Annotated in this window: 19 protein-coding genes and 1 pseudogene; 15 read left to right on the top strand and 5 right to left on the bottom strand. The window is 62.9% G+C overall.

What is annotated here, in order from left to right:
• The first annotated feature begins 99 nt into the window (after positions 1–99).
• The 6 genes and pseudogenes from ACYG97_RS27695 (at position 100) to ACYG97_RS27720 (ending at position 6763) form a co-directional block, all read left to right on the top strand.
• Complete coding sequence (locus tag ACYG97_RS27695) at positions 100–1269, top strand: acyl-CoA dehydrogenase family protein (protein WP_023681961.1); 1170 nt, start codon at positions 100–102, stop codon at positions 1267–1269.
• Positions 1270–1300: 31 nt separating this feature from the next.
• On the top strand, positions 1301–2509 hold the full coding sequence (locus ACYG97_RS27700; RefSeq protein WP_023669613.1) for an acetyl-CoA C-acetyltransferase: 1209 nt from the start codon (positions 1301–1303) through the stop codon (positions 2507–2509).
• Between the two features lie 23 nt (positions 2510–2532).
• Positions 2533–4752 (top strand): 3-hydroxyacyl-CoA dehydrogenase NAD-binding domain-containing protein, encoded by a 2220-nt coding sequence (locus ACYG97_RS27705; RefSeq protein WP_023732414.1) that lies wholly within the window; start codon positions 2533–2535, stop codon positions 4750–4752.
• 41 nt (positions 4753–4793) lie between these two features.
• Positions 4794–4921, top strand: a pseudogene (locus tag ACYG97_RS27710) (thioesterase family protein); the annotation flags it as partial.
• Between the two features lie 310 nt (positions 4922–5231).
• Positions 5232–5882, top strand: a complete 651-nt coding sequence (locus ACYG97_RS27715; protein WP_023715330.1) for a S24 family peptidase — start codon at positions 5232–5234, stop codon at positions 5880–5882.
• 8 nt (positions 5883–5890) lie between these two features.
• Positions 5891–6763: a thermonuclease family protein gene (locus tag ACYG97_RS27720; protein WP_023732413.1), complete on the top strand. Its 873-nt coding sequence runs from the start codon at positions 5891–5893 to the stop codon at positions 6761–6763.
• Here the strand turns inward: ACYG97_RS27720 and ACYG97_RS27725 are convergent.
• A complete protein-coding gene (locus ACYG97_RS27725) occupies positions 6726–8375 on the bottom strand; it encodes a lysine--tRNA ligase (protein ID WP_023732412.1) in 1650 nt (549 codons plus the stop codon). The two genes, ACYG97_RS27720 and ACYG97_RS27725, sit on opposite strands and share 38 nt — an antisense overlap.
• Positions 8376–8531: 156 nt before the next feature.
• On the opposite strand from ACYG97_RS27725, the gene ACYG97_RS27730 reads away from it, so the two are divergent.
• Positions 8532–8945: a tellurite resistance TerB family protein gene (locus tag ACYG97_RS27730; protein ID WP_023703444.1), complete on the top strand. Its 414-nt coding sequence runs from the start codon at positions 8532–8534 to the stop codon at positions 8943–8945.
• Positions 8946–9005: 60 nt separating this feature from the next.
• Here ACYG97_RS27730 and ACYG97_RS27735 read toward each other — a convergent pair whose 3' ends face one another.
• Entirely contained in the window at positions 9006–9821 is an 816-nt protein-coding gene (locus ACYG97_RS27735) for a transporter substrate-binding domain-containing protein (protein ID WP_050590359.1), read from the bottom strand.
• 296 nt (positions 9822–10117) lie between these two features.
• On the opposite strand from ACYG97_RS27735, the gene ACYG97_RS27740 reads away from it, so the two are divergent.
• A complete protein-coding gene (locus ACYG97_RS27740) occupies positions 10118–10849 on the top strand; it encodes a helix-turn-helix transcriptional regulator (RefSeq protein ID WP_023669621.1) in 732 nt (243 codons plus the stop codon).
• A 275-nt stretch (positions 10850–11124) separates the two neighbouring features.
• Positions 11125–11763, top strand: a complete 639-nt coding sequence (locus ACYG97_RS27745) for an acyl-homoserine-lactone synthase (protein ID WP_023681954.1) — start codon at positions 11125–11127, stop codon at positions 11761–11763.
• A gap of 201 nt (positions 11764–11964) precedes the next feature.
• Here ACYG97_RS27745 and ppk2 read toward each other — a convergent pair whose 3' ends face one another.
• Positions 11965–12870: a polyphosphate kinase 2 gene (gene ppk2 / locus ACYG97_RS27750; RefSeq protein ID WP_023732411.1), complete on the bottom strand. Its 906-nt coding sequence runs from the start codon at positions 12868–12870 to the stop codon at positions 11965–11967.
• Between the two features lie 102 nt (positions 12871–12972).
• Here ppk2 and ACYG97_RS27755 point away from each other — a divergent pair, with 102 nt between their 5' ends.
• From ACYG97_RS27755 to ACYG97_RS27765, 3 genes are all read left to right on the top strand, one after another.
• Entirely contained in the window at positions 12973–14238 is a 1266-nt protein-coding gene (locus tag ACYG97_RS27755; protein WP_023732410.1) for an ATP-binding protein, read from the top strand.
• 115 nt (positions 14239–14353) lie between these two features.
• Positions 14354–15076 (top strand): phosphate signaling complex protein PhoU, encoded by a 723-nt coding sequence (gene phoU / locus ACYG97_RS27760; protein ID WP_023692535.1) that lies wholly within the window; start codon positions 14354–14356, stop codon positions 15074–15076.
• A gap of 95 nt (positions 15077–15171) precedes the next feature.
• Positions 15172–16179, top strand: coding sequence for a magnesium and cobalt transport protein CorA (locus ACYG97_RS27765; RefSeq protein WP_023669626.1), 1008 nt, complete (start codon positions 15172–15174; stop codon positions 16177–16179).
• Between the two features lie 144 nt (positions 16180–16323).
• On the opposite strand, the gene ACYG97_RS27770 is transcribed toward ACYG97_RS27765, so the two are convergent.
• A complete protein-coding gene (locus ACYG97_RS27770) occupies positions 16324–16842 on the bottom strand; it encodes a GcrA family cell cycle regulator (protein ID WP_023669627.1) in 519 nt (172 codons plus the stop codon).
• A 358-nt stretch (positions 16843–17200) separates the two neighbouring features.
• Between ACYG97_RS27770 and ACYG97_RS27775 the strand changes: the two genes are divergently transcribed.
• The 3 genes from ACYG97_RS27775 to ACYG97_RS27785 all read left to right on the top strand — a co-directional run bounded on the left by ACYG97_RS27775 (position 17201) and on the right by ACYG97_RS27785 (position 20470).
• Entirely contained in the window at positions 17201–18400 is a 1200-nt protein-coding gene (locus tag ACYG97_RS27775; RefSeq protein ID WP_023681950.1) for an aspartate aminotransferase family protein, read from the top strand.
• An 18-nt stretch (positions 18401–18418) separates the two neighbouring features.
• Positions 18419–19330, top strand: a complete 912-nt coding sequence (gene argF, locus ACYG97_RS27780; protein WP_023669629.1) for an ornithine carbamoyltransferase — start codon at positions 18419–18421, stop codon at positions 19328–19330.
• Between the two features lie 108 nt (positions 19331–19438).
• A complete protein-coding gene (locus ACYG97_RS27785) occupies positions 19439–20470 on the top strand; it encodes an Hsp33 family molecular chaperone (RefSeq protein WP_031261895.1) in 1032 nt (343 codons plus the stop codon).
• Positions 20471–20656: 186 nt separating this feature from the next.
• On the opposite strand, the gene apaG is transcribed toward ACYG97_RS27785, so the two are convergent.
• A complete protein-coding gene (gene apaG / locus ACYG97_RS27790; protein ID WP_023681948.1) occupies positions 20657–21049 on the bottom strand; it encodes a Co2+/Mg2+ efflux protein ApaG in 393 nt (130 codons plus the stop codon).
• Between the last annotated feature and the right edge of the window lie 166 nt (positions 21050–21215).

Consider the following 21215-nt stretch of genomic DNA (forward strand, 5'->3'; position numbering starts at 1 on the left):
CGAAGATAAGGTCGAGCACGTCATCGGCGACCCCACCCGACCGCTTCGCGGCCACCCTCCCCTCGAGGGGGAGGGGGACGTTGGCGCGGGAGAAACGGCATGACAAATCCAGCCGAAGTGCTCTCCTTGCCGAAGCCCGCCTGGGCGGCGGACGAAGTCGGCATGCTCTACGACATGGCGCATCGCTTCATGTCGGAAGAGATCGCGCCGCGCTACGACGAGTTCGAGAAGAACGAGATGGTCGACCGCGAGAGCTGGCGCAAGGCAGGTTCCGCCGGCCTGCTCTGCGCCTCGATGCCGGAGGAATATGGCGGCTCCGGCGGCACCTTCGCGCACGAGAGCGCCATCATCGAGGCGATCGGCCATGTCGGCGTCGACGGTTTCGGCATCGGCCTGCACAATGCGATCGTTGCCCCTTACATCCTTCATTACGGCTCCGAGGAGCAGAAGAAGAAATGGCTGCCGAAGCTGGCAACCGGCGAACTGATCGGCGCCATCGCCATGACCGAGCCGGGCGCCGGCTCCGACCTGCAAGGCGTCAAGACGCGCGCCGAGAAGGACGGCAACCAGTACAAGATCAACGGCTCGAAAACCTTCATCACCAATGGCCAACTGGCCAATTTCATCATCGTCGTCACCAAGACCGATCCGGCCAAAGGCGCCAAGGGCACCTCGCTGATCGTCGTCGAGGCCGACGAGGCCGAAGGCTTCGAACGCGGCCGCAACCTCGACAAGATCGGCCTGAAGGCCAACGACACGTCGGAGCTGTTCTTCAATGATCTGCGCGTGCCGACCTCGAACCTGCTTGGCCACGAAGAGGGACAGGGCTTCATCCAGCTGATGCAGCAATTGCCGCAGGAGCGCCTGCAGATCGGCACCGGCGCGATCGCCATGATCGAGCGCGCGCTTGCTCTGACCATCGACTACGTCAAGGACCGCAAGGCCTTCGGCAAAGCGATCATCGAGTTCCAGAACACCCAGTTCAAGCTCGCCGAACTGAAGACCGAGGCCACCATCGGCCGCGTCTTCTACAATGATTGCGTCACCCGCCACATCAATGGCGGGCTGGATCCGGTGACGGCGTCGATGGCGAAATACTGGCTCTCGGACCTGCAGGGAAAAGTCGTCGACGAATGCCTTCAATTGCATGGCGGCTATGGCTACATGAATGAATATCCGATCGCCCGCATGTTCCGCGACGCCCGCGTCCAGCGCATCTACGGCGGCACCAACGAGATCATGAAATTGCTGATCGGCCGCTCTCTCTGAGAGCGACGTCGGCAAAGCAAGGAGCAAGCAAATGGCTGAAGCTTATGTCTATGACGCCGTGCGCACACCGCGCGGCAAGGGCAAGAAGGATGGCTCGCTGCACGAGGTGCCGGCGGTGCGGCTTGCGGCCAGGACGCTTGAAGCGTTGCGCGACCGCAACGGCCTCGACACTGCAAACGTCGACGACATCATCTTCGGCTGCGTCGATCCGGTCGGCGAAGCCGGCTCCGTCATTCCGCGTGCCGCCGCCTTCGAGGCCGGCTACGATAACAAGGCGCCGGGCATGCAGATCTCGCGCTTCTGCGCCTCAGGCCTCGACGCCATCAATTTCGGCGCCGCCAAGATCGCTCAAGGCGCCGACGAGATCGTCATTGCAGGCGGCGTGGAATCGATGTCGCGCGTCGGCATGGGCGCCTCGGGCGGCGCGTGGTTCATGGACCCGTCCGTCGGCCTGCCCGGCTGGTTCGTGCCGCAAGGCATTTCGGCCGACCTGATCGCCACCAAATACGGTTTTTCGCGCGACGACGTCGATGCCTATGCGGTCGAGAGCCAGAAGCGTGCGGGCAAGGCCTGGGCCGATGGCCGTTTCAAGAACTCCGTCATACCGATCAAGGACCAGAACGGCCTCACCATCCTCGATCATGACGAGCATATGCGGCCGTCGACCGACATGCAGTCGCTGGCCTCGCTCAACCCGTCCTTCGTCATGCCTGGCGAAATGGGCGGCTTCGACGCGGTCGCCGTGCAGAAGCATCCGGAAGTCGAAGAGGTCAACCACGTCCACCATGCCGGCAACTCGTCCGGCATCGTCGATGGTGCGGCCGCCGTACTGCTCGGCTCGAAGAAGGCCGGCAAGACGATGGGCCTGAAGCCACGCGCCCGCATCCGCGCCTTTGCCAACATCGGCTCCGAGCCGGTGCTGATGCTTACCGGTCCGGTCGACGTCACCGAGAAGCTTCTGAAGCGCGCCAAGATGAAGCTGTCGGATATCGACCTGTTCGAGCTCAACGAGGCCTTCGCCTCAGTGGTGCTGCGCTACATGCAGGCATTCGAAATCCCGCACGACAAGATCAACGTCAATGGCGGCGCCATCGCCATGGGCCATCCGCTCGGTGCCACCGGCGCGATGATCCTGGGCACGGTGCTGGACGAGCTCGAGCGCCGCGATTTGAACACCGCTCTGGTGACGCTCTGCATCGGCGCCGGCATGGGCACCGCAACGATTATCGAACGCGTCTGATTTTCGGCCGGAAGGAGAGAGACATGACTTATACAAACTTCACGGTCGACACGGACGCAGACGGCATCGCGATGGTCACCTGGAACATGCCGGACCGCTCGATGAACGTCTTCACCGAAGAGGTGATGAACGAGTTCGACAAGATCATCGACCAGGTGGTGGCCGACGCCGCCATCAAGGGCGCGGTGATCACCTCGGGAAAGGACAGCTTCTCAGGCGGCGCCGACCTGACCATGCTGCAGAAGATGCTGGCCGTATTTGCCAAGGAGAAGACCAAGGACCCGGAGAAGGCGGCACAGCTTCTGTTCGACAATGCCGGCCGCATGGGTGGCTTGTGGCGCAAGCTCGAAACGTCGGGCAAACCTTGGGTCTCGGCGATCAACGGTACCTGCATGGGCGGCGCGTTCGAGCTGTCGCTGGCCTGTCATGGCCGCGTTGCCGCTGACTCCGAAAAGGTCAAGATGGCCTTGCCGGAAGTCAAGGTCGGCATCTTCCCAGGCGCCGGTGGCACCCAACGCGTGCCGCGCCTGACCGACCAGCAGCAGGCGTTGCAGATGCTGACCACCGGCCAGACGCTGTCGCCGCAGAAAGCCAAGGCGATGGGGCTGATCCACGAGATCGCCGAACCCGGCAAGCTGATCGAGACCGCCAAAGCGATGATCAGGAACGGCCTGAAAGCCGTCCAGCCCTGGGACGAGAAGGGCTTCAAGCTGCCTGGCGGCCAAATCTATACGCCGGCCGGCTTCAATCTGTGGCCGCCGGCCATCGCCATCCTGCGCCGCGAGACCTACGGCAATTATCCGGCCGCCGCGGCCATCCTGAAATGCGTCTATGAGGGCCTGCTGGTGCCGTTCGACACCGGTCTGCGGATCGAACAGCGCTATTTCACCGAAATCATGCAGTCGAAGGAAGCAGCAGCGATGATCCGCTCGCTGTTCGTGTCGCTGCAGGAGCTCAACAAGGGCGCCCGCCGCCCGGCCGGCGTGCCGGAGACCAAGTTCAAGAAGATCGGTATTCTCGGGGCCGGCTTCATGGGTGCCGGCATCGCCTTTGTCACCGCCAAGGCCGGCATCCCGGTCGTCCTGCTCGACCGCGACATGGCGTCGGCCGAAAAGGGCAAGACGCATTCCGACAGCCTGATCTCCGATCAGGTCACGAAGGGCCGCGTCAAGCCCGAGGAGAAGGACAGACTTCTGTCGATGATCACGCCGTCGGCCGACTATGCCGATCTCGCCGGCTGCGATCTGGTGGTCGAGGCGGTGTTCGAGGATTCGGCCGTCAAGAAGGCTGCCACCGAGCAGGCCGAAGCCGTGCTGAAATCGTCGGCGATCTTCGCCTCCAACACCTCGACCATCCCGATCACCGCACTGGCCAAGAATTCGGCGCGGCCGAAGAATTTCGTCGGCATCCACTTCTTCTCGCCGGTCGACAAGATGATGCTGGTCGAGATCATTTTGGGCAAGAAGACCGGCGACAAGGCGCTGGCCACCGCGATCGATTTCGTGCGCGCCATCAAGAAGACGCCGATCGTCGTCAACGACACGCGCGGCTTCTACGTCAACCGCTGCGTGCTGCGCTACATGTCGGAAGCCTACAAGATGCTCATCGAAGGCGTTCCGGCGCCGATGATCGAGAACGCCGCCAAGGCCGCCGGCATGCCGGTCGGCCCGCTGGCGCTGACCGACGAGACGGCGATCGACCTTGCCCAGAAGATCATGAAGCAGACCATCAGGGACCTCGGCGACAAGTCTGTCGACCCCAGGCAGATGGCGCTGATCAACACGCTGGTCGACACCCATGGCCGCTTCGGCCGCAAGAACGGCAAGGGTTTTTACGACTATCCGGCCAAGCCTGCCAAGAAGAAGCTGTGGCCGGGCCTGAAGGATCTCTATCCGCAGCTGGAGGCCGAGAAGGTCGACTATGAGGAACTGCAGCAGCGCCTGCTGGTAACCATTGCGCTGGAAGCGGCCCGGGTGATGGAAGAGGGCATCGTCACCGATCCGCGCGAGGCCGATCTCGGCTCGATCCTCGCCTTCGGTTTCGCGCCATTCACCGGCGGCGCGCTGTCCTATATCGACGGCATCGGCGTCGGGGAGTTCGTCAGAATAGCCAAGGGCCTGCAGAAGAAATACGGCGCCGAGTTCAAGGCGCCCAAGCTGCTACTCGACCTGGCGGAGAAGGGCGAGACCTTCTACCAGCGCTTCGATCCCTATGCGAAAGGCGAGGTGCAGAAGGCCGCTTGAGCTAGCGCCCCATGTACGTCTGAGGGCGCCTTGCGCGCATGATGGCCACGGCAAGGCGCGCCGTGACCCTTTACGCGGTCGGCAGCGAAAGTCGGCTGGCTTTTCGCTGCCTGCCGACATCGACTTCAACCTCCATCTCAACAACGCCCGCTACATGATGCTCGCCGACCTCGCGCATGACCCCGAAAATCGGAATCGATTTTCGGAAAGGATCATGCGCCAAATCAAATGCTACTGCGTCCTTGGCGCGTCCAATAGGACGCTTGACCGCTCCGTTCAACCGCGGCCGCCGACCGAGGCCGAGCGGGTTTGCATGACCTCCCACCAAGGATTGCGCAGCCTTGCCAAGGCAGTTTGAGGCATCCATGACGACTTCGCCGCACACAGCTTTTTAGGGGATCGGGCCGCGCGCCGGTGGACAATCGGATGACCACGCGTTAGAAGGAAAAGGTATTTTTTCCTGTTTTGAGGAGAGCGAATTGCTCTCGCATGACCGAGTTTGGGCAGCCATCGACGCTCTCGCCGAGCGCTATTCGTTGTCGGCCTCCGGCCTGGCCCGGCGAGCCGGTCTGGACTCCACCGCTTTCAACAAGTCGAAGCGGCTGTCCTCGGATGGGCGACCGCGCTGGCCCTCGACCGAATCGCTGGCCAAGATCATCGAGGCGACAGGCGCTTCGCTCGACGAATTCACCGGACTGGTCGAAGGCCGTGCCAAGACAGCTTCGGGCTCGTTAGCCCCGCAGCGTTCGGCGGTGCCGCTGCTCGGCTTCGCCCAGGCCGGCGCCGGCGGCTTCTTCGATGATGCCGGCTATCCCTCAGGCCAGGGCTGGGACCTTGTCGAGCTTCCGGCACGGGCGACCGAAACCTCCTATGCGTTGAAGGTGCAGGGCGATTCCATGCTGCCGCTCTACCGCAATGGCGATGTGCTGATCGTCGAGCCGGGCGCCGCTACCCGCAAGGGCGACCGCGTCGTCGTCAAGACCAATGCCGGCGAAGTCATGGCCAAGGTGCTCGACCGCCAGACGACGAAATCGATCGTGCTGATTTCGCTCAACCCCGACCATCCGGACCGCGACATCGCGATGCGCGATGTCGAATGGGTGGCGCGGATCGTCTGGGCAAGCCAGTAGGTCTCGCGGTGCGTCTGCTTCAAATCCTCATAGCCCTCCTGGCGATCCCGGTGATGGTCGCCATTGTCGTCGCCGGCGGTCGCGCGCTACATCGCGACGGCCCCGCCATTACTGTCGACCAGATCGACCCGGACACCGAGGCCGTGCCCGAGGAGCCGGCGACGTCGGCGATCCCCGAGGTCCAGCCCGTCAAGCCTCCGATGCACTCGCCTCAGGTGCATTCGAGGGCGATCGATCCCGAGGCCATCGCTCCGCCGCCGCTGCTGGTAGAAGAACTTGAACGGGTTGAGCCACGCGCGCCGCTGAGCGACCTGGCGCTGGCCGGGCCGCCCAAGCCGCGTGGGCGCAGAGCGGTCGACGACTGGGGAGGAACAAAACTGTTCCAGCCGGTCGCGGCCGCCGCCGGCCTGATCGAAGCCAATGGTTATTCCGTGACGGTCTCCGGCATCGACATCGTCAGGCAAGACGAGACCTGCACCGAGGGCGGCAAGTCCTGGGCTTGCGGTATCAGGGCGCGTACCGCGTTCCGGTCTTTCCTGCGCGGCCGGGCCGTTGCCTGCAAGGTGCCGCCGGAGGCCGACCGTGCGCTGGTCGCCGCCGAATGCCGCATCGGCAAGCTGGATGTCGGCCAGTGGCTGGTCGAAAACGGCTGGGCGCGCGCCACGGCAGGCGGCCCCTATGTCGAAGCGGGCGACAAGGCGCGCGCCGCCAAGAAGGGCGTCTTCGGCGCCGCGCCCGATCTTGGCGGCCTGCCACCGGCGCCAACGCCTGTTGCGGCACCGACGGCGTCGCAACCGATCCTCGATGCCCCGGCGATAGACACGCCGCCGGCCGGGACGGAAATTACGCCGCCAGCTGACCAGCCAGCGCCCGCTCAATGAGCGCGCGGGTTTCGGCGATGCCGTAGAGGGCTGCGAACGAACCGAAGCGCGGTCCGCGTTCCTGGCCGATCAGCACCTGGTAGATCATCTGGAAGAAAGCGCCCGAGACACCAGGGCCGCCGTCCGGGCTCTTCTTCGAATGGTCCTGATAGCGTTCGATCTTGCGCGCCACGTTGAGCGAAGCGTTCTGGATCGCTTCGCCGTCGGCGCCGGCCGGCAGGCCAGCAAGCGCGTTGCCAAGCGCTTCCAGCGCCACGCGTTCGACATCGTCGGCCGGCCGGAAGGTCTTCGTCGGCTTCACGAAATCGTCGAAGTAGCGGATGGCGAAACCGACCAGCTGGTCGAGTTCGGGATGCGTCGCCGGCGTCACGCCAGATGCATGGCGCGAGATGAAGCCCCACAGCACATCCTTGTTTTGCGCGTTGGAGGCGCTGACCAGGTTGAGCAGCAGCGAGAACGGCACCGGCATGTCGATGGAAGGCGGCTTGCCGTCATGCATGTGCCAGACCGGATTGCCCAGCCGCTCCTTCCAGTCCTGGCGCGGATAGGCGTTGAGGAAGGTGTAGTACTCGTCGACGGCGCGTGGGATGACGTCGAAATAGAGCTTTTTCGCCTGCCTTGGCCGCTGATACATATAGAGGCCGAGGCTTTCGGTCGGCGCGTAGCGCAGCCATTCGTCGATGGTCAGCCCGTTGCCCTTCGACTTCGAGATCTTCTGGCCGTTCTCGTCCAGGAACAGTTCGTAGACGAAATGCTCGGGCGCGCGCCCGCCGAGAATGTTGCAGATGCGGTCGTAGATCACCGCGTTCGTCTGGTGGTCCTTGCCGAACATTTCGAAATCGACGCCGAGCGCTGCCCAGCGCATGCCGAAATCCGGCTTCCACTGCAGCTTGACCTTCCCGCCGGTCACCGAAAGCGTGGTCTCGGTGCCCTCATCGTCGAAGGTGATGTTGCCGGCCTTGGCGTCGACATGCTTCATCGGCACGTAGAGCACGCGCCCGCTCTTCGGCGAGATCGGCAGGAACGGGCTGTAGGTTGCCTGCCGCTCCGGCCCCAGCGTCGGCAGCATCACCGCCATGATCTGCTCATAGCGCTCGGCGGCGCGCACCAGCATCGCATCGAAGCGGCCGGCCTTGTAGTACTGCGTGGCGCTGGCGAATTCGTAGTCGAAGCCGAACGTGTCGAGGAAGCGGCACAGCATCGCGTTGTTGTGGTCGCCAAAGCTCGGATAGTCGCCGCCGAACGGATTGGGCACCGCCGACAGCGGCATATGCAGATAGGGCTCGAGCGCTGCGCGATCCGGCACATTGTCGGGGATTTTGCGCATGCCGTCCATATCGTCGGAGAAGCAGAGCAGCTTGGTCTTGACCTTGTTCCCGGTCAGCACGTGAAAGGCATGGCGCACCATCGAGGTGCGCGCGACCTCGCCGAACGTGCCGATATGCGGCAGGCCCGACGGGCCGTAGCCGGTCTCGAACAGGACGATCTCCGGGAAGTCGCCGCCCTTGTAGCGCTCGATGATCTTTTTGGCTTCCTCGAACGGCCAGGCCTTGCTTTCGGCGGCTGCCGCAAGCATTTCGGGGTTGAGATCGGCGATGTTTGATCCCGTCATGTCAAAGTTCCAGTCATGGCCGGCTTTCGCGGCTGGTAAGATTTTTCAACCGGGTCTCTAGGCGCGACAGGGCGGAGCGTCAACGATATCAGGCGTTTTCGTTGCGACGGCGCCGTGGCGTCCCTACCTTCGACCCTCACTATCAAGGAGTTTTGAATGCCGTTGCCGTCCACCCATGAAGCCCTGATCTACCTGATGGTCATCACCTCGGCTTCCGATCGCGACATGACCGATATCGAACTGGCGCGCATCGGCGACGTCGTCCGCAGCTGGCCGGTGTTCGAGGATTTCAAGCAGGACAGGCTGATCGCCATTGCGCAGGACTGCCAGAAGATGCTGCATGAAAAGGATGGGTTGGAAGGCGTGCTCGAGCGTGTCGCCGAGATTTTGCCCGAACGGCTGCACGACACCGCCTATGCCGCGGCCTTCGAGGTTGCCGCCGTCGATCTCGAAATGCGCATGGAGGAATTGCGGGTGCTGCAGTTGATCCGGCGTGAGCTCGATCTCGACACGCTGACCGCCGCAGCCATCGCGCGCGGGGCGAAGGCCCGCCTGCGCACGCTGACCTGATCCAGCCCGTAGAGGAAGCTGACCGGGGCCGGATCAGAAAAAGCTGGACCGAGAACCGGATCAGAAGAAACTGACCGGGAAATAGCGCAGGTAGAATTCGGCGAAGGTGCCTTTCACCGATATCTCCTGCAGCGCGTAGTCCATGGCTGCGGCCAGCGCTGGGTCGCTGGCCCGGGTGGCAATGGTCATGCCGGACCCCAGATATTCCGGCGCCAGGTAGGGTCCACCGGCGAAGCGGCAGCAACCGGCGGCGTCCGTGCCGCCCAGCCAGAAGGAAAAGCGCATGCCGTCGCCGAAGGCGGCATCGATCTTGGCGCTCTTCAAGTCGCTGTAGAGGTCTTCCGGCCGTTGAAAGCGGATGATCTGCACGGTGCCGAAATAATCGCGCAGCATCTTTTCATGCGCCGAGCCGGCCAGCACGCCGACCCGCTTCGAGCGCAATTTGTCGAGGATCGGCTCGGCGAAGGCCTTGGTCTTCGGCATGATGAAGCGCGCCGGAAACTGTAGATAGGAGCGCGAAAAGCTGTACTTCGCCCGCGTCTCCGGCGTTGCGGCGATGCCGGCGATGATCGCCTCGCCTTCGCCCTTCTGCAACGCGTCGTCGAGTTCGGCCCAGGGCAGCGCCTGGATCTGGCATTTGTCGGCGATGTCGAGTTCGGCGCAAATCGCCCGCGCCAGGTCGATGTGGAAGCCGGACAATCGGCCCGTGCCGTCGAGAAAATTGAAGGGCGGGAAATCGGTTGTGGTGAGGAACCTGAGCCTCGGCAGCGCCGAAAGGTCCGGTTTCGGCAGCCGCTCCTTGGCATCCCAAAGCACCGGTACCTGCGGTTCCGCTGCCCGCGCAGCGCCGGCAAACGGCTGCACTCCCATCAGCATCGACAGCAAGGCGATGGTTATCCAGCGTGATGTCACAAAAAACTCCGCCCGTCTTGGCCGTTGGCTTGTGATACGAAAACGGCGCAGGCACAATTGTTTTTGATTTCAACGGGCAAATTTCGGGTTATGCTTTGGCGAGGTTGCAAATAGCCGCACAGAGTCGGCCCGGGGTTGGCGGTCGCTGGCGTTAGAGAAGCTAAGGATGTGGCTTTGCAATCCGGGGTTGATGGCTAAGTGCGGGGCAGGCACGTAGCATCGGTCTCAAGAGCGGTAGGCAACATGGGGTAGATGTTGCGATGGGTTATTTTGACCGGACACTTGAATATATTGACCGGGTGCAGCGTGCCGACACGTCGGCTGCGGTGTGCGAGCAGCTACTTAGTGTCACCTCGAATTTCGGATTGACGGCCCTGATAGCCGCAACGGTGCCGCAGCCCGGTACACCAAGCAGCCAGACGAAGGACCATGTGCTGCTCTGCGATTGGCCTAGCGAATGGCTGGAGCGTTACTTATCGCGCAACTACGTCGACCACGATCCGGTCGTCAGCCATTTGAAGCAGTTTCGGGCGCCATTCCAATGGCGCGATGCCGTTCAAAGCATGCCCGCCGACAAGAGCAGCGCCGAGGTGATGCGCGACGCCCGCCAGTTCAAGCTGCGTGACGGCCTCGCCTTCCCGCTGATCACGCTCGAAGGCCAGATCGCGCTGGTCTCGCTGGGCGGTGAGGCGGTCGAACTGTCCGAAGCCGAATTCGCAATGGTCTCGCTGGCCTCCACCTATGCCATCGGCCGCGCCATGCAGCTTCAAACGACGGCCGGCAAATCTATCGATCACATTGAATTGACGCCGCGCGAGCGCGAATGCCTGCAATGGGCGGCGGTCGGAAAATCCGAGTGGGAGATTTCGCAGATCCTCGGCATCTCGGAGCATACCTCTGAGAAACACCTTCTCAACGCCAAGAGCAAACTAGGCGCCGCCAACCGTGTGCAGGCAGTCGCCGAAGCAGTCAGGCACGGCTATATCAGCTAGGCCGGTTCTGGCGGCCCGAAATTTATGGCCGCAGTGTTGGCGTCATATCTTCAGAAAAGACCGGCCCCTGTCGTCCTCTTGAGACGGCTAATGCTTTCTTAACGCCAAAAGCAGACTCGGCGTCGCCAACAGGGTGCACGCCATCGCGGAGGCGTTTAGACGCAGCTATATTAGCCATGTCGGCTGTGGCAGCCTGGAAATCCTTGCCAACACCTTCGCGCAATTTTTTCGGGAAAGCCCGGCCGTATCTTCCTCTTAAGCCCAGGAGACGGCTAATGCTATTTTCCCTTACCACTCAACAACTGATGGAACGTCCCGACCTATGGGAGGCCGTCCATCGCCTGCGTTACAAGGTCTTCGTCGATGAGATGCGGTGGACCGATCTCGATCGCCCGGACGGCCTCGAAATCGATCAATTCGACCATGATGAGGCCGAACACCACCTTGTCATACGCAATGGCGAGCTTGCAGGCTATCATCGGATGCTGCCGACCACACGGCCGCATCTCCTTAGCGATGTGATGCCGGAACTCTGCGAGGGAAAGCGCCCTTCGGGACCGAATGTCTGGGAGCTAACCCGTTACGCGGTGGCGCCAGGCTTTCGCGATGGCAAGCGCGGCGTGTCTACGGTCGGCACCGAACTGATCGCCGGCTTCGTCGAATGGGGCCTTGCTCGCAATGTCGATCAGGTCATTATCGAGGTCGAGCCGGTGTGGGTGCTGCGGACGCTGCAGTTGCACTTCCTGGCGACGCCGCTCGGTTACCAGCGCACCTATGGCAACCAGCAGGTCGTCGCCACACTGCTGACCTTCAACGAGCATACGCTGGATGTCGTGCGTTCGCGCCGCAACCATCACGCCCCGGTGTTGGCCAGGGGCACCCCCCACATGCTCGGCATGCGGCAGGCGTCGTGAGACTGTCTTCACCCGACGCGCTTTAATGCATGTCGCTCAAAGTGGCCCCGGTTTTGAGAGAACGACATGCATGAAACAAAGACCTAAAGCGCGTCGCGTGAATCCGTTCAAATGCGACGCGCTTTAGACAATGGCCACAGAGCCCACCTCCATGTGCGGGTGGGCTCTGTAATTTCAGCCTCTGCCTATCGAGGCCAGTCTCTACTTCTCGAGAAACGACGGCCCTTCGCCGACGATCTTTTTGTCTTCCTTGCCGATGGCGTCGAGATCGCGCCCATCATAGGGCAGTGACAACAGGATGCGCCGCATGACGGCCAGCCGCGAGCGTCGCTTGTCATTGGCCCGCACGATGATCCAGGGCGCGAACTGTTTGTGCGTGCGCTCGACCATCTGGTCGCGCGCCTTGGTGTAGTCGTCCCATTTGGTGATGCCGGCAATATCGATCGGCGAGAACTTCCAGTTCTTCAGCGGCGACCAGCGGCGGTCGTGAAACCGTTCGAGCTGGGTCTCGCGGCCGATGTTGAGCCAGAATTTGAAGAAATAGATGCCCTCATTGGAGATCATCCGCTCGAAATGCGGCGTCTCGTCGAGGAATTTTGCATGCCGTTCCGGTGTGCAGAAGCCCATCACCGGCTCGACGCCGCCGCGGTTGTACCAGGAACGGTCGAAGGTGACGAATTCGCCCGATGTCGGGAAATGGGCGACGTAGCGCTGGTAGTACCATTGCCCGACTTCGGTTGGGGTCGGCTTGGTCAGCGCCACGTTGCGCGCGGTTCGAGGATTGAGATACTGGCGCAGCACCGAGATGGTGCCGCCCTTGCCGGCGGCATCGCGCCCCTCGAACAGCGACATCACTCTGCTGCCGGTCGCCTGCAGCCATGCCTGCGCCTTGACCAGTTCGATCTGCAGCCGCTCCAGCGTCTCGTCATACTCCTCGGTCTTCATTTTCTTGTCGTAGGGGTAGTCGCCTGCCGTCAGTTTGTGGTCCTCGATCCAGCTGGGAAGCTCGGGGTTTTCGATGTCGAACTCCCGCTCCTTGCCGTCCACCTTGATCTTCAGCGGCCCCTTTGCCGGCTCTGCGGCGGGACTTTCCTTGGCTTTTTTCATCGAGAGGAACCTTTCCAGCTTGCGGACTCATGCTATGGGGGGCCTCAAACCCGGTCCAGCGGAAGTTTCGGCGGGACCGGCGCAGAAGCACGGAAAGCACGAATGGCTGACACCGGCGCAGAGCGGACAACCACGGGGCAGGCCGTCGCCGGCCGGCTGTGGAACAGCCGATGGCTGCTTGCCGCCGGTGCGATCGCCACCCTGGCCGTTTATGGTTTTGCCGGTATCTCCGCCTATGTCGTCCTGGCTGCGTTGACGGTGCTGCTGGCCGCCGCGCTTCTGCCAACCGGAGGCGCCAGCCGGTCCGCTGAGACCATTGCCACGATCGAGGCGAGTGGGCTGCAGCGGCTTTCCGGCGAATATCTTGCGGCTGCCGTTGCCGATCCGCTGATCATCTTCGACCGCACCGCCACCATCGTCCACGCCAATGCCGCCGCCTTTGCCGCCTTTGTCGGTATCGCGCCCGGCCTGTCGCTGTCGCTAAAATTCCGCGCGCCGGAAATGCAGGCCTTGCTGGACGGCGTGCTGTCGGGAACCGTCGCCTCCGATGCCGTCGACTACACCGAGAAGCTGCCGGTGGAACGGGCCTACCGGGTCAGCGCGTCCTCGGTCGGCCACGCCACCGATCTCTATGTGCTGGTATTCAAGGACCAGAGTGAGACGCGCCGCATCGACCGCATGCGCGCTGACTTCATAGCCAATGCCAGCCACGAGTTGCGCACCCCGCTTGCTTCAATCTCGGGCTTCATCGAGACGTTGCGCGGCCCGGCCCGCAACGATCCGGCGGCGCGCGAGCAGTTCCTGCAGATCATGCAGAACCAGACCGGCCGCATGGCGCGCCTCATCGACGATCTCCTGTCGCTGTCGAGGCTTGAAATGAAGCCTTACCTGAGGCCGGGAACCGAGGTCGATCTGCGCCAGACCATCGACAGCGTCATCGATTCACTAGGTCCGCTCGCAAGCGAGAACGGCGTCGTCATCGAACGCGACTACGCCGAGGGGCCGCTCGACGTGCCCGGAGACCGCGACGAGCTGTTCCAGGTGTTCGAGAATCTCTTGGAAAACGCCTGCAAATACGGCCAGCCTGGCGGACGCGTCACGGTGTCGATCGCGCGGGGCGAGGCCGGCCCGGAACCGGGCATCGATGTAACCATCAGGGACTACGGCCCGGGCATCCCGGAAGAGCACATACCGCGCATTACCGAGCGCTTCTATCGCGTCGACGTGGAGAGCAGCCGCACGCAGAAAGGAACCGGTCTTGGCCTGTCCATCGTCAAGCATATTCTGACGCGCCACAACGCCCGGCTTTCGATCAAGTCGGAGGTTGGCAAGGGCGCGGCGTTCACGGTCCATTTGCCGGCAGGCTGAGGCGGTACTATCTGCTAACTGCCTGTTTCTTCTTTCTGTCATCCGGCTAGCGTATCAGCACAGGGGTCGAGGAAACGACGCAAAAGGCCAAAGATTTAAGGAAGGCATTTCGCCCATGCAGTCCGTACACATTGTCAGCGCCTATGACGAAGAGCTGAAATACCTGGCGAAGCGCATCGCTGCGATGGGCGGCCATGCCGAGCGCATGGTCGAGCAGGCGATCCAGGCGCTGGTCAATGCCGATCCCGGCCTCGCCCAGAAGGTCATCCGCGACGACATCGTGCTTGACGATGGCCAGCGCGAAATCGACGACAAAGCCATCGTCATCATCGCCAAGCGCCAGCCCATGGCGACGGATCTGCGCGAGATCGTCGGCGCCATCCGCATTTCGGCCGACCTCGAACGGGTCGGTGACCTCGCCAAGAACGTCGCCAAGCGTGTGGTCAGCGTCATTGACGGCCGCCAGCCGACCAGCCTGTTTCGCGGCCTCGAGGCGCTGGCCGAACTCGCTTTGACCCAGCTCAAGGAAGTGCTCGACGTCTATGCCTCGCGCTCGGTCGAGAAAATAGGCTTCGTTCGCGACCGCGACGACCAGATCGACGCCATGTACACCTCGCTGTTTCGCGAGCTTTTGACCTACATGATGGAAGATCCGCGCAACATCACGCCGTGCACGCATCTGCTGTTTTGCGCCAAGAACATCGAGCGCATCGGCGACCACGCCACCAACATTGCCGAGACGATCTACTACATCGTCACCGGCGAGCAGTTGCCGGCCGAGCGTCCAAAGGGCGACAAGACCGACAAGGTTGCCCTGCCGGCGCTGCCGGTGAAGTGATCGCGCGCCCCTCGAACGCTTAATCATATTGCGCTAAACTGCCCGGATGTTAGCGTCTCGGTTCCTGGCCAAGGCCAGGCGCTCAGGAGGCTGCGATGGAATATGTCCGAGAGTTCAAGCCGGCGCCGGCATCGTCCGGCATCATCGCGTCGAGCGTCTACACCGCCGGCAAGCGGATCGCCGACATTCCGATCGAGGAAGCCGGTGAATGGGCCAAGAAGTCGGGCCATGTCGTCTGGATCGGGCTGCTCGAACCCGACCGCGAGCTTCTGCTGCGCGTCAAGGCGCAATTCCATTTGCATGAGCTGGCGATTGAAGACGCCGAACATCCGCACCAGCGGCCGAAGATCGAGCAATATGGCGATGCGCTGTTCATCGTTGCCCGCACTGCACAGCTGATCGACGGACGCGTCACCTTCGGCGAGACGCATCTGTTCGTCGGCTCCGGCTATATCGTCAGCGTCAGGCATGGTCCCTCGACCTCATACGCCGCCGTGCGCCAGCACTGGGAAAGCTGTCCGCACTCACTGGCCAAGGGCGAGGATTTCGTCCTCTACGCCATTCTCGACTTCATCGTCGACAACTACATGCCGGTGCTCGAGCAGATCGAGGACGAGGTCGAGGCGATCGAGGACAGGGTGCTGCTGAAGCCGATGACCGGTCCCGACATCGAGCGGCTCTACATGCTGCGCCGCGATCTGTTGCGCCTGCGCAATGCGGCGCTGCCGCTGGTCGAGGTCTGCCGCCGGCTGACCAGCGCCGACCTGCCGCAGATCCATACCGCCATGCATCCGCTGTTTCGCGATGTCACCGACCATATCCGCACCGTGCAGGAAAAGATCGACAGCCTGCGCGAGGTTCTGGCGTTCGCTTTCGAAGCCAGCCTGCTGGTCGGCCAGAGCCAGGAAACCGCGAACACCAAGAAGCTGGCCTCATGGGCGGCGATCCTGGCGGTGCCGACGGCGCTCGCCGGCATTTACGGCATGAATTTCGACGACATGCCGGAACTGAAGATGCAATACGGCTATCCCGTCGTATTGGTCTCGATCGCGCTGATCTGCTCGTTTTTGTATTGGCGATTTCGGAAGAGTGGGTGGCTGTGAGGGGGCAGGCAGCAGTAGGCAGTAGGCAGTAGGCAGTAGGCAGTAGGCAGTAGGCAGTAGGCAGTAGGCAGTAGGCAGTATAAGGTAGCGCCTCACGAGCGCTACCCCATTCCCTACTGCCCAGTCCCCAATCCCTATTCCTAACTACCGGCTCCTGCGCCGCTCTGAAGCTGGCTGGAACGCCACCCTTGCGTGGTACTTGCAGTAAGGTCCGGTTTCAGCCGCCTCGTTGCCGCAGAAGTTGAAGTCTTCCGACAGCGGGTCGCCATTCGGCCATTTGCAGGTGCGCTCGGTGAGATCGGTGAGCTGCAGATGCCGCGAGATCGGCACGACGACGTTTTCGACCGGGCGGATGTAGTGGCGCGCCACTGGCTCGGCGTCGAACTGCGCCTGCAGCGCGTTCGCCCCGATCGACGTCGTGACATGGCGCTGCGTGGTTGCGGCGCGAGGCACCGATTTCTGGATCGAAGATCCCTGCGTTGTCTTCTTCTGACGCGCCGGCGTCGCGGTCGAGCGTCCGCGGCCCGACAGCTTCAGCCGGTGCACCTTGCCGATGACCGCGTTGCGGCTGACCCCGCCGAGTTGTGCGGCGATCTGGCTTGCGCTCAAGCCCTCCGACCACAGTTTCCTGAGAAGTTCGACCCGCTCGTCAGTCCAGTTCATGAGACCGCGCTCCTGCTATGTGTGCGGCAGCCGGAATCCGTTCCCGACCCGGCAATCTTTGCCGGGGCAGACACCACATATATTAGGTGATTAGGTCCGCCGCACGAAATCTAGTTATTTCCCGACTACAATTACCTCATGTGTTGACTCGGTGACAAGAGTCCCAGGTGCAACACGAATCGGTTTTTTAGGTTTTCCCCAACTTGCCCGGTCGCTTATGAGCCGGCGTCTCGTCGGGAGCTTGCCGCGCGCCTCTGCGCGACGTTTTCGTTGACTTCATGGCCGAAAAACACGATAAGCCGCAAAGGCCGCCGCTTTGGCGGCTTTTTTGATTTTTCCGGTACCGGAGACGCATATAATGAGCGGTTCGGCGCTTTACGAGACCTTTGCCCGCGCCCCTTTGGCCTTCGACCATGGCGAAGGCACCTGGCTGGTTACCGACAAGGGCGAGCGATATCTCGATTTCGCTGGCGGCATCGCGGTCAATTCGTTGGGCCACAGCCATCCGCATCTGGTCTCGGCGCTGACCGAACAGGCGGCCAAGCTCTGGCACGTCTCCAATCTCTACGAGATCCCGGGGCAGGCCCGGCTCGGCGAGCGGCTGGCTGACGCCACCTTCGCCGACAAGGTGTTCTTCACCAATTCCGGCGCCGAGGCGCTCGAATGCGCGATCAAGACGGCGCGCCGCTACCAGTTCGTCAAGGGCCATCCCGAGCGCTTCCGGGTCATCACCTTCGAAGGCGCCTTCCACGGCCGCACGCTGGCGACCATCGCCGCCGGCGGCCAGTACAAATATCTCGAAGGTTTTGGGCCCAAGGTCGAAGGCTTCGACCAGGTCGGCTTCGACGACATCGACGCCGCCGAAAAGGCGATCACACCAGAGACCGCCGCGATCCTGATCGAACCGGTGCAAGGCGAGGGCGGCATCCGCCCGGTGCCGACGCAATCCTTGAAACGGCTGCGGCAGCTCTGCGACCAGCACGGCCTGCTGCTGATCTTCGATGAGGTCCAGTGCGGTATCGGTCGCACCGGAAAGCTGTTCGCGCATGAATGGACCGGCGTGACGCCCGACATCATGGCGATTGCCAAGGGTATTGGCGGCGGCTTTCCGATGGGCGCGTGCCTCGCCACCGACGACGCTGTCGTCGGCATGACGGCAGGCGTGCATGGCACCACTTTCGGCGGCAATCCGCTGGCCATGGCGGTCGGCAACGCTGTGCTCGACGTCGTGCTGGAAGACGGCTTCCTCGAAGACGTCCAGCGCAAGGCATTGCTGATGAAGCAGGGCCTGGCGGCGGTCGCCGACGAATTTCCTGATGTCATCGAAGGCATCAGGGGCAGCGGCCTGATGCTTGGCCTGAAATGCGCCATGCCCAACACCAAGGTCAACATGGCGCTGCGCGACCAGCATCTGCTGGCGGTGCCGGCAGGCGACAACGTCATTCGTCTGCTGCCGCCGCTGACCGTCACCGACGCCGAGATCGGCGAAGCGCTCGATCGCATCCGCGCCGGCGCCAAGGGCCTGACCGACGCCATCGCCGCGGCCGCCGCGAAGTAATCCCGAGAACCATTCCCGATGAGCCTTCGCCATTTCACCGATCTTTCCGCCGTTTCCGAAGGCGATCTGCGCCTGATGCTGGACGATGCGGTGGTGCGCAAGGCGCGCCTCAAGGCCGGCGAACGGACCAAACCGCTCGAAGGCAAGGTGCTGGCCATGATCTTCGACAAGCCGTCGACGCGCACGCGCGTGTCCTTCGACGTCGGCATGCGACAGCTCGGCGGCGAGACCATCATGCTGACCGGCACCGAAATGCAGCTCGGCCGTTCCGAGACCATTGCCGACACCGCCAAGGTGCTGTCGCGCTATGTCGACGCCATCATGATCCGCACCACGTCGCATGAGCGGCTGCTCGAGCTGACCGAGAATGCCACGATTCCGGTCATCAACGGGCTGACCGACGACACCCATCCCTGTCAGCTGATGGCCGACATCATGACCTTCGAGGAGCATCGCGGTCCGGTTGCCGGCAAGACCATCGCCTGGACCGGCGACGGCAACAACGTGCTGCATTCGCTGCTCGAAGCTTCGGCGCGGTTCCGCTTCAACCTGAACGTCGCAGTGCCGGAAGGCAGCGAGCCGGCGCAAAAGCATATCGACTGGTCGAAGAGCAATGGCGGCAAGCTGCACTTCACCCGCTCGCCCGAGGAAGCCGTCGACCAAGCCGACTGCATCGTCACCGACTGCTGGGTGTCGATGGGCCAGGAACACCGCGCCCGCGGCCACAATGTCTTCTCGCCCTATCAGGTCAATGCGGCGCTGATGGCGAGGGCCAAGCCCGACGCCCTGTTCATGCACTGCCTGCCGGCGCATCGCGGCGAGGAAGTCACCGACGAGGTCATCGACGGTCCGCATTCGGTTGTCTTCGACGAAGCCGAGAACCGGCTCCACGCCCAGAAGGCGGTTTTGGCCTGGTGTCTGGGCGCTTGATCTCCAGGCGCTTGATCTCCAAGCGCTTGATCCGGGGCGGCGCGATGCCTATTTGCGCCCCATCACGCAAATCAAGCGCGTTTGGACGCATGCACCCCTCCGGGCCGCATGGCCGCGCCCTGGAGCTTTGTCATGTTGGAAACGCATCAAGTGACTGAACATCACCCCAGACTCGGCGAGTTCGGCTATGCCGGCGACGATCATGTCGTACCCTTCGAGGTCGGCCCGCTCGACGTGCGCGGCCGCACCGTGCAACTCGGGCCGATGCTCGACGCCATCCTCAACCGTCACGACTATCCCGAGCCGGTCGCCCGCCTGCTCGCGGAAGCCTGTGTGCTGACGGTGCTGCTCGGCACCTCGCTCAAATTCGAAGGCAAGTTCATCCTGCAGACCCGCACCGACGGCCCGGTCGACATGCTGGTCGCGGATTTCTCCACGCCTTCGGCATTGCGCGCCTATGCGCGTTTCGACGCCGACCGGCTGGAGGCCCTGGTGGCCGCAGGCCAGACCTCGCAGCAGACGCTGCTGGGCAGCGGCGTTTTGGCGCTGACCATCGACCAGGGCGCGCACACGCAGCGCTATCAGGGCATCGTCCAGCTCGACGGCGAGACGCTGGAGGACGCCGCGCGCACCTATTTCCGCCAGTCGGAGCAGATCCCGACCGACCTCAGGCTGTCGGTGGCCAAGCTGCTGACGCCAGGTCCCGGCGGCGCTCGTGAGCAGTGGCGCGCCGGCGGCATCCTGGCGCAGTTCCTGCCGCAGTCACCCGAGCGCATGCGCGTGCCCGACATTTCGGGCGGCGACGGCGATCCGCGTGACGTGACGCAGGAGCCGGCCGACAATTCGTGGCGCGAGCTGGTGGCGCTGCTCGGCACCATCGAGCCGACCGAGCTGATCGACCCGACCATCGGCGCCGAGCGGCTGCTCTACAGGCTGTTCCACGAACATGGCGTGCGCGTCTTCGGCGGCGTGCCGGTCGCCGACCAATGTTCCTGCTCAAGGGACAAGATACGCGGCATCCTCGAGGGGTTTTCCGCGCAGGAGATCAAGGACAGCACCGAAGATGGCGGCATCCACGTCGCCTGCGAGTTCTGCTCGAAGCAGTACGACTTCGACCCGGCGGAGTTTGCAACTCAGTAGCATCTCTTCCTTCTCCCCGTTCACGGGGAGAAGGTGCCCGAAGGGCGGATGAGGGGCAGCGCGAACTTTGGTGAATGGCCGCGCATAGCCTACGTCATGTGCGTGGAAGATAACCTCATGAGTCCGGCGGCGCCCCTCGTTGCACTGCCGGGCATTTCTCCCCGTATAGAGATGGGGAGAAAACCCCTAATTCACCGTCCGCCGCGTCCCCGGCAGATCCAGCGAAAACGCGGGAATAGCGACGTCGAACGTCTCGCCCTTTTTGTTGCGCATGGTGTAGTGGCCGACCATGAAGCCGGAGGGCGTCGAGAGCGGGCAGCCTGACGTGTATTGATAGCTGTCGCCGGGATTGAGCTCAGGCTGGTCGCCGACCACGCCGGCGCCGCGCACTTCCTCGATCCGGCCGCTGCCGTCGGTGATGTGCCAGTAACGCGACATAAGCTGCACGAAATCGTCCGACTGGTTGTCGATCGTCACCTGGTAGCCCCAGACATAACGGTTCTCCGCCGGGTCCGAGCGGTCCTCCAGGTAGAACGGTCTGACCTGCACTTCGATGTTGCGCGTGACGGCGCGATACATGGGCTGCTCCGGTTGCGCGGCAAGGAACATTTGTCGCGCTATGCGGTTTGATACGCGCACAACGGCATGTCCTGCCAGCCTCAAAGCGGAGGTGCCGACAAACAATGTCATTTAAGTGACACATGACAGTGTTGGTGTGGGCAAACCTTGCCGGCGACTCAAGGCC

This window comes from Mesorhizobium sp. W067 (assembly GCF_054719525.1).

Bases quoted from the DNA above. Each gene is read 5' to 3' on its own strand.
- ACYG97_RS27695 (WP_023681961.1), top strand. From the start codon at position 100: ATGACAAATCCAGCCGAAGTGCTCTCCTTGCCGAAGCCCGCCTGGGCG.
- ACYG97_RS27700 (WP_023669613.1), top strand. From the start codon at position 1,301: ATGGCTGAAGCTTATGTCTATGACGCCGTGCGCACACCGCGCGGCAAG.
- ACYG97_RS27705 (WP_023732414.1), top strand. From the start codon at position 2,533: ATGACTTATACAAACTTCACGGTCGACACGGACGCAGACGGCATCGCG.
- ACYG97_RS27725 (WP_023732412.1), bottom strand. From the start codon at position 8,375: ATGACGGGATCAAACATCGCCGATCTCAACCCCGAAATGCTTGCGGCA.
- ACYG97_RS27730 (WP_023703444.1), top strand. From the start codon at position 8,532: ATGCCGTTGCCGTCCACCCATGAAGCCCTGATCTACCTGATGGTCATC.
- ACYG97_RS27735 (WP_050590359.1), bottom strand. From the start codon at position 9,821: ATGCTGATGGGAGTGCAGCCGTTTGCCGGCGCTGCGCGGGCAGCGGAA.
- ACYG97_RS27740 (WP_023669621.1), top strand. From the start codon at position 10,118: ATGGGTTATTTTGACCGGACACTTGAATATATTGACCGGGTGCAGCGT.
- ACYG97_RS27745 (WP_023681954.1), top strand. From the start codon at position 11,125: ATGCTATTTTCCCTTACCACTCAACAACTGATGGAACGTCCCGACCTA.
- ppk2 (WP_023732411.1), bottom strand. From the start codon at position 12,870: ATGAAAAAAGCCAAGGAAAGTCCCGCCGCAGAGCCGGCAAAGGGGCCG.
- ACYG97_RS27755 (WP_023732410.1), top strand. From the start codon at position 12,973: ATGGCTGACACCGGCGCAGAGCGGACAACCACGGGGCAGGCCGTCGCC.
- phoU (WP_023692535.1), top strand. From the start codon at position 14,354: ATGCAGTCCGTACACATTGTCAGCGCCTATGACGAAGAGCTGAAATAC.
- ACYG97_RS27765 (WP_023669626.1), top strand. From the start codon at position 15,172: ATGGAATATGTCCGAGAGTTCAAGCCGGCGCCGGCATCGTCCGGCATC.
- ACYG97_RS27770 (WP_023669627.1), bottom strand. From the start codon at position 16,842: ATGAACTGGACTGACGAGCGGGTCGAACTTCTCAGGAAACTGTGGTCG.
- ACYG97_RS27775 (WP_023681950.1), top strand. From the start codon at position 17,201: ATGAGCGGTTCGGCGCTTTACGAGACCTTTGCCCGCGCCCCTTTGGCC.
- argF (WP_023669629.1), top strand. From the start codon at position 18,419: ATGAGCCTTCGCCATTTCACCGATCTTTCCGCCGTTTCCGAAGGCGAT.
- ACYG97_RS27785 (WP_031261895.1), top strand. From the start codon at position 19,439: ATGGCCGCGCCCTGGAGCTTTGTCATGTTGGAAACGCATCAAGTGACT.
- apaG (WP_023681948.1), bottom strand. From the start codon at position 21,049: ATGTATCGCGCCGTCACGCGCAACATCGAAGTGCAGGTCAGACCGTTC.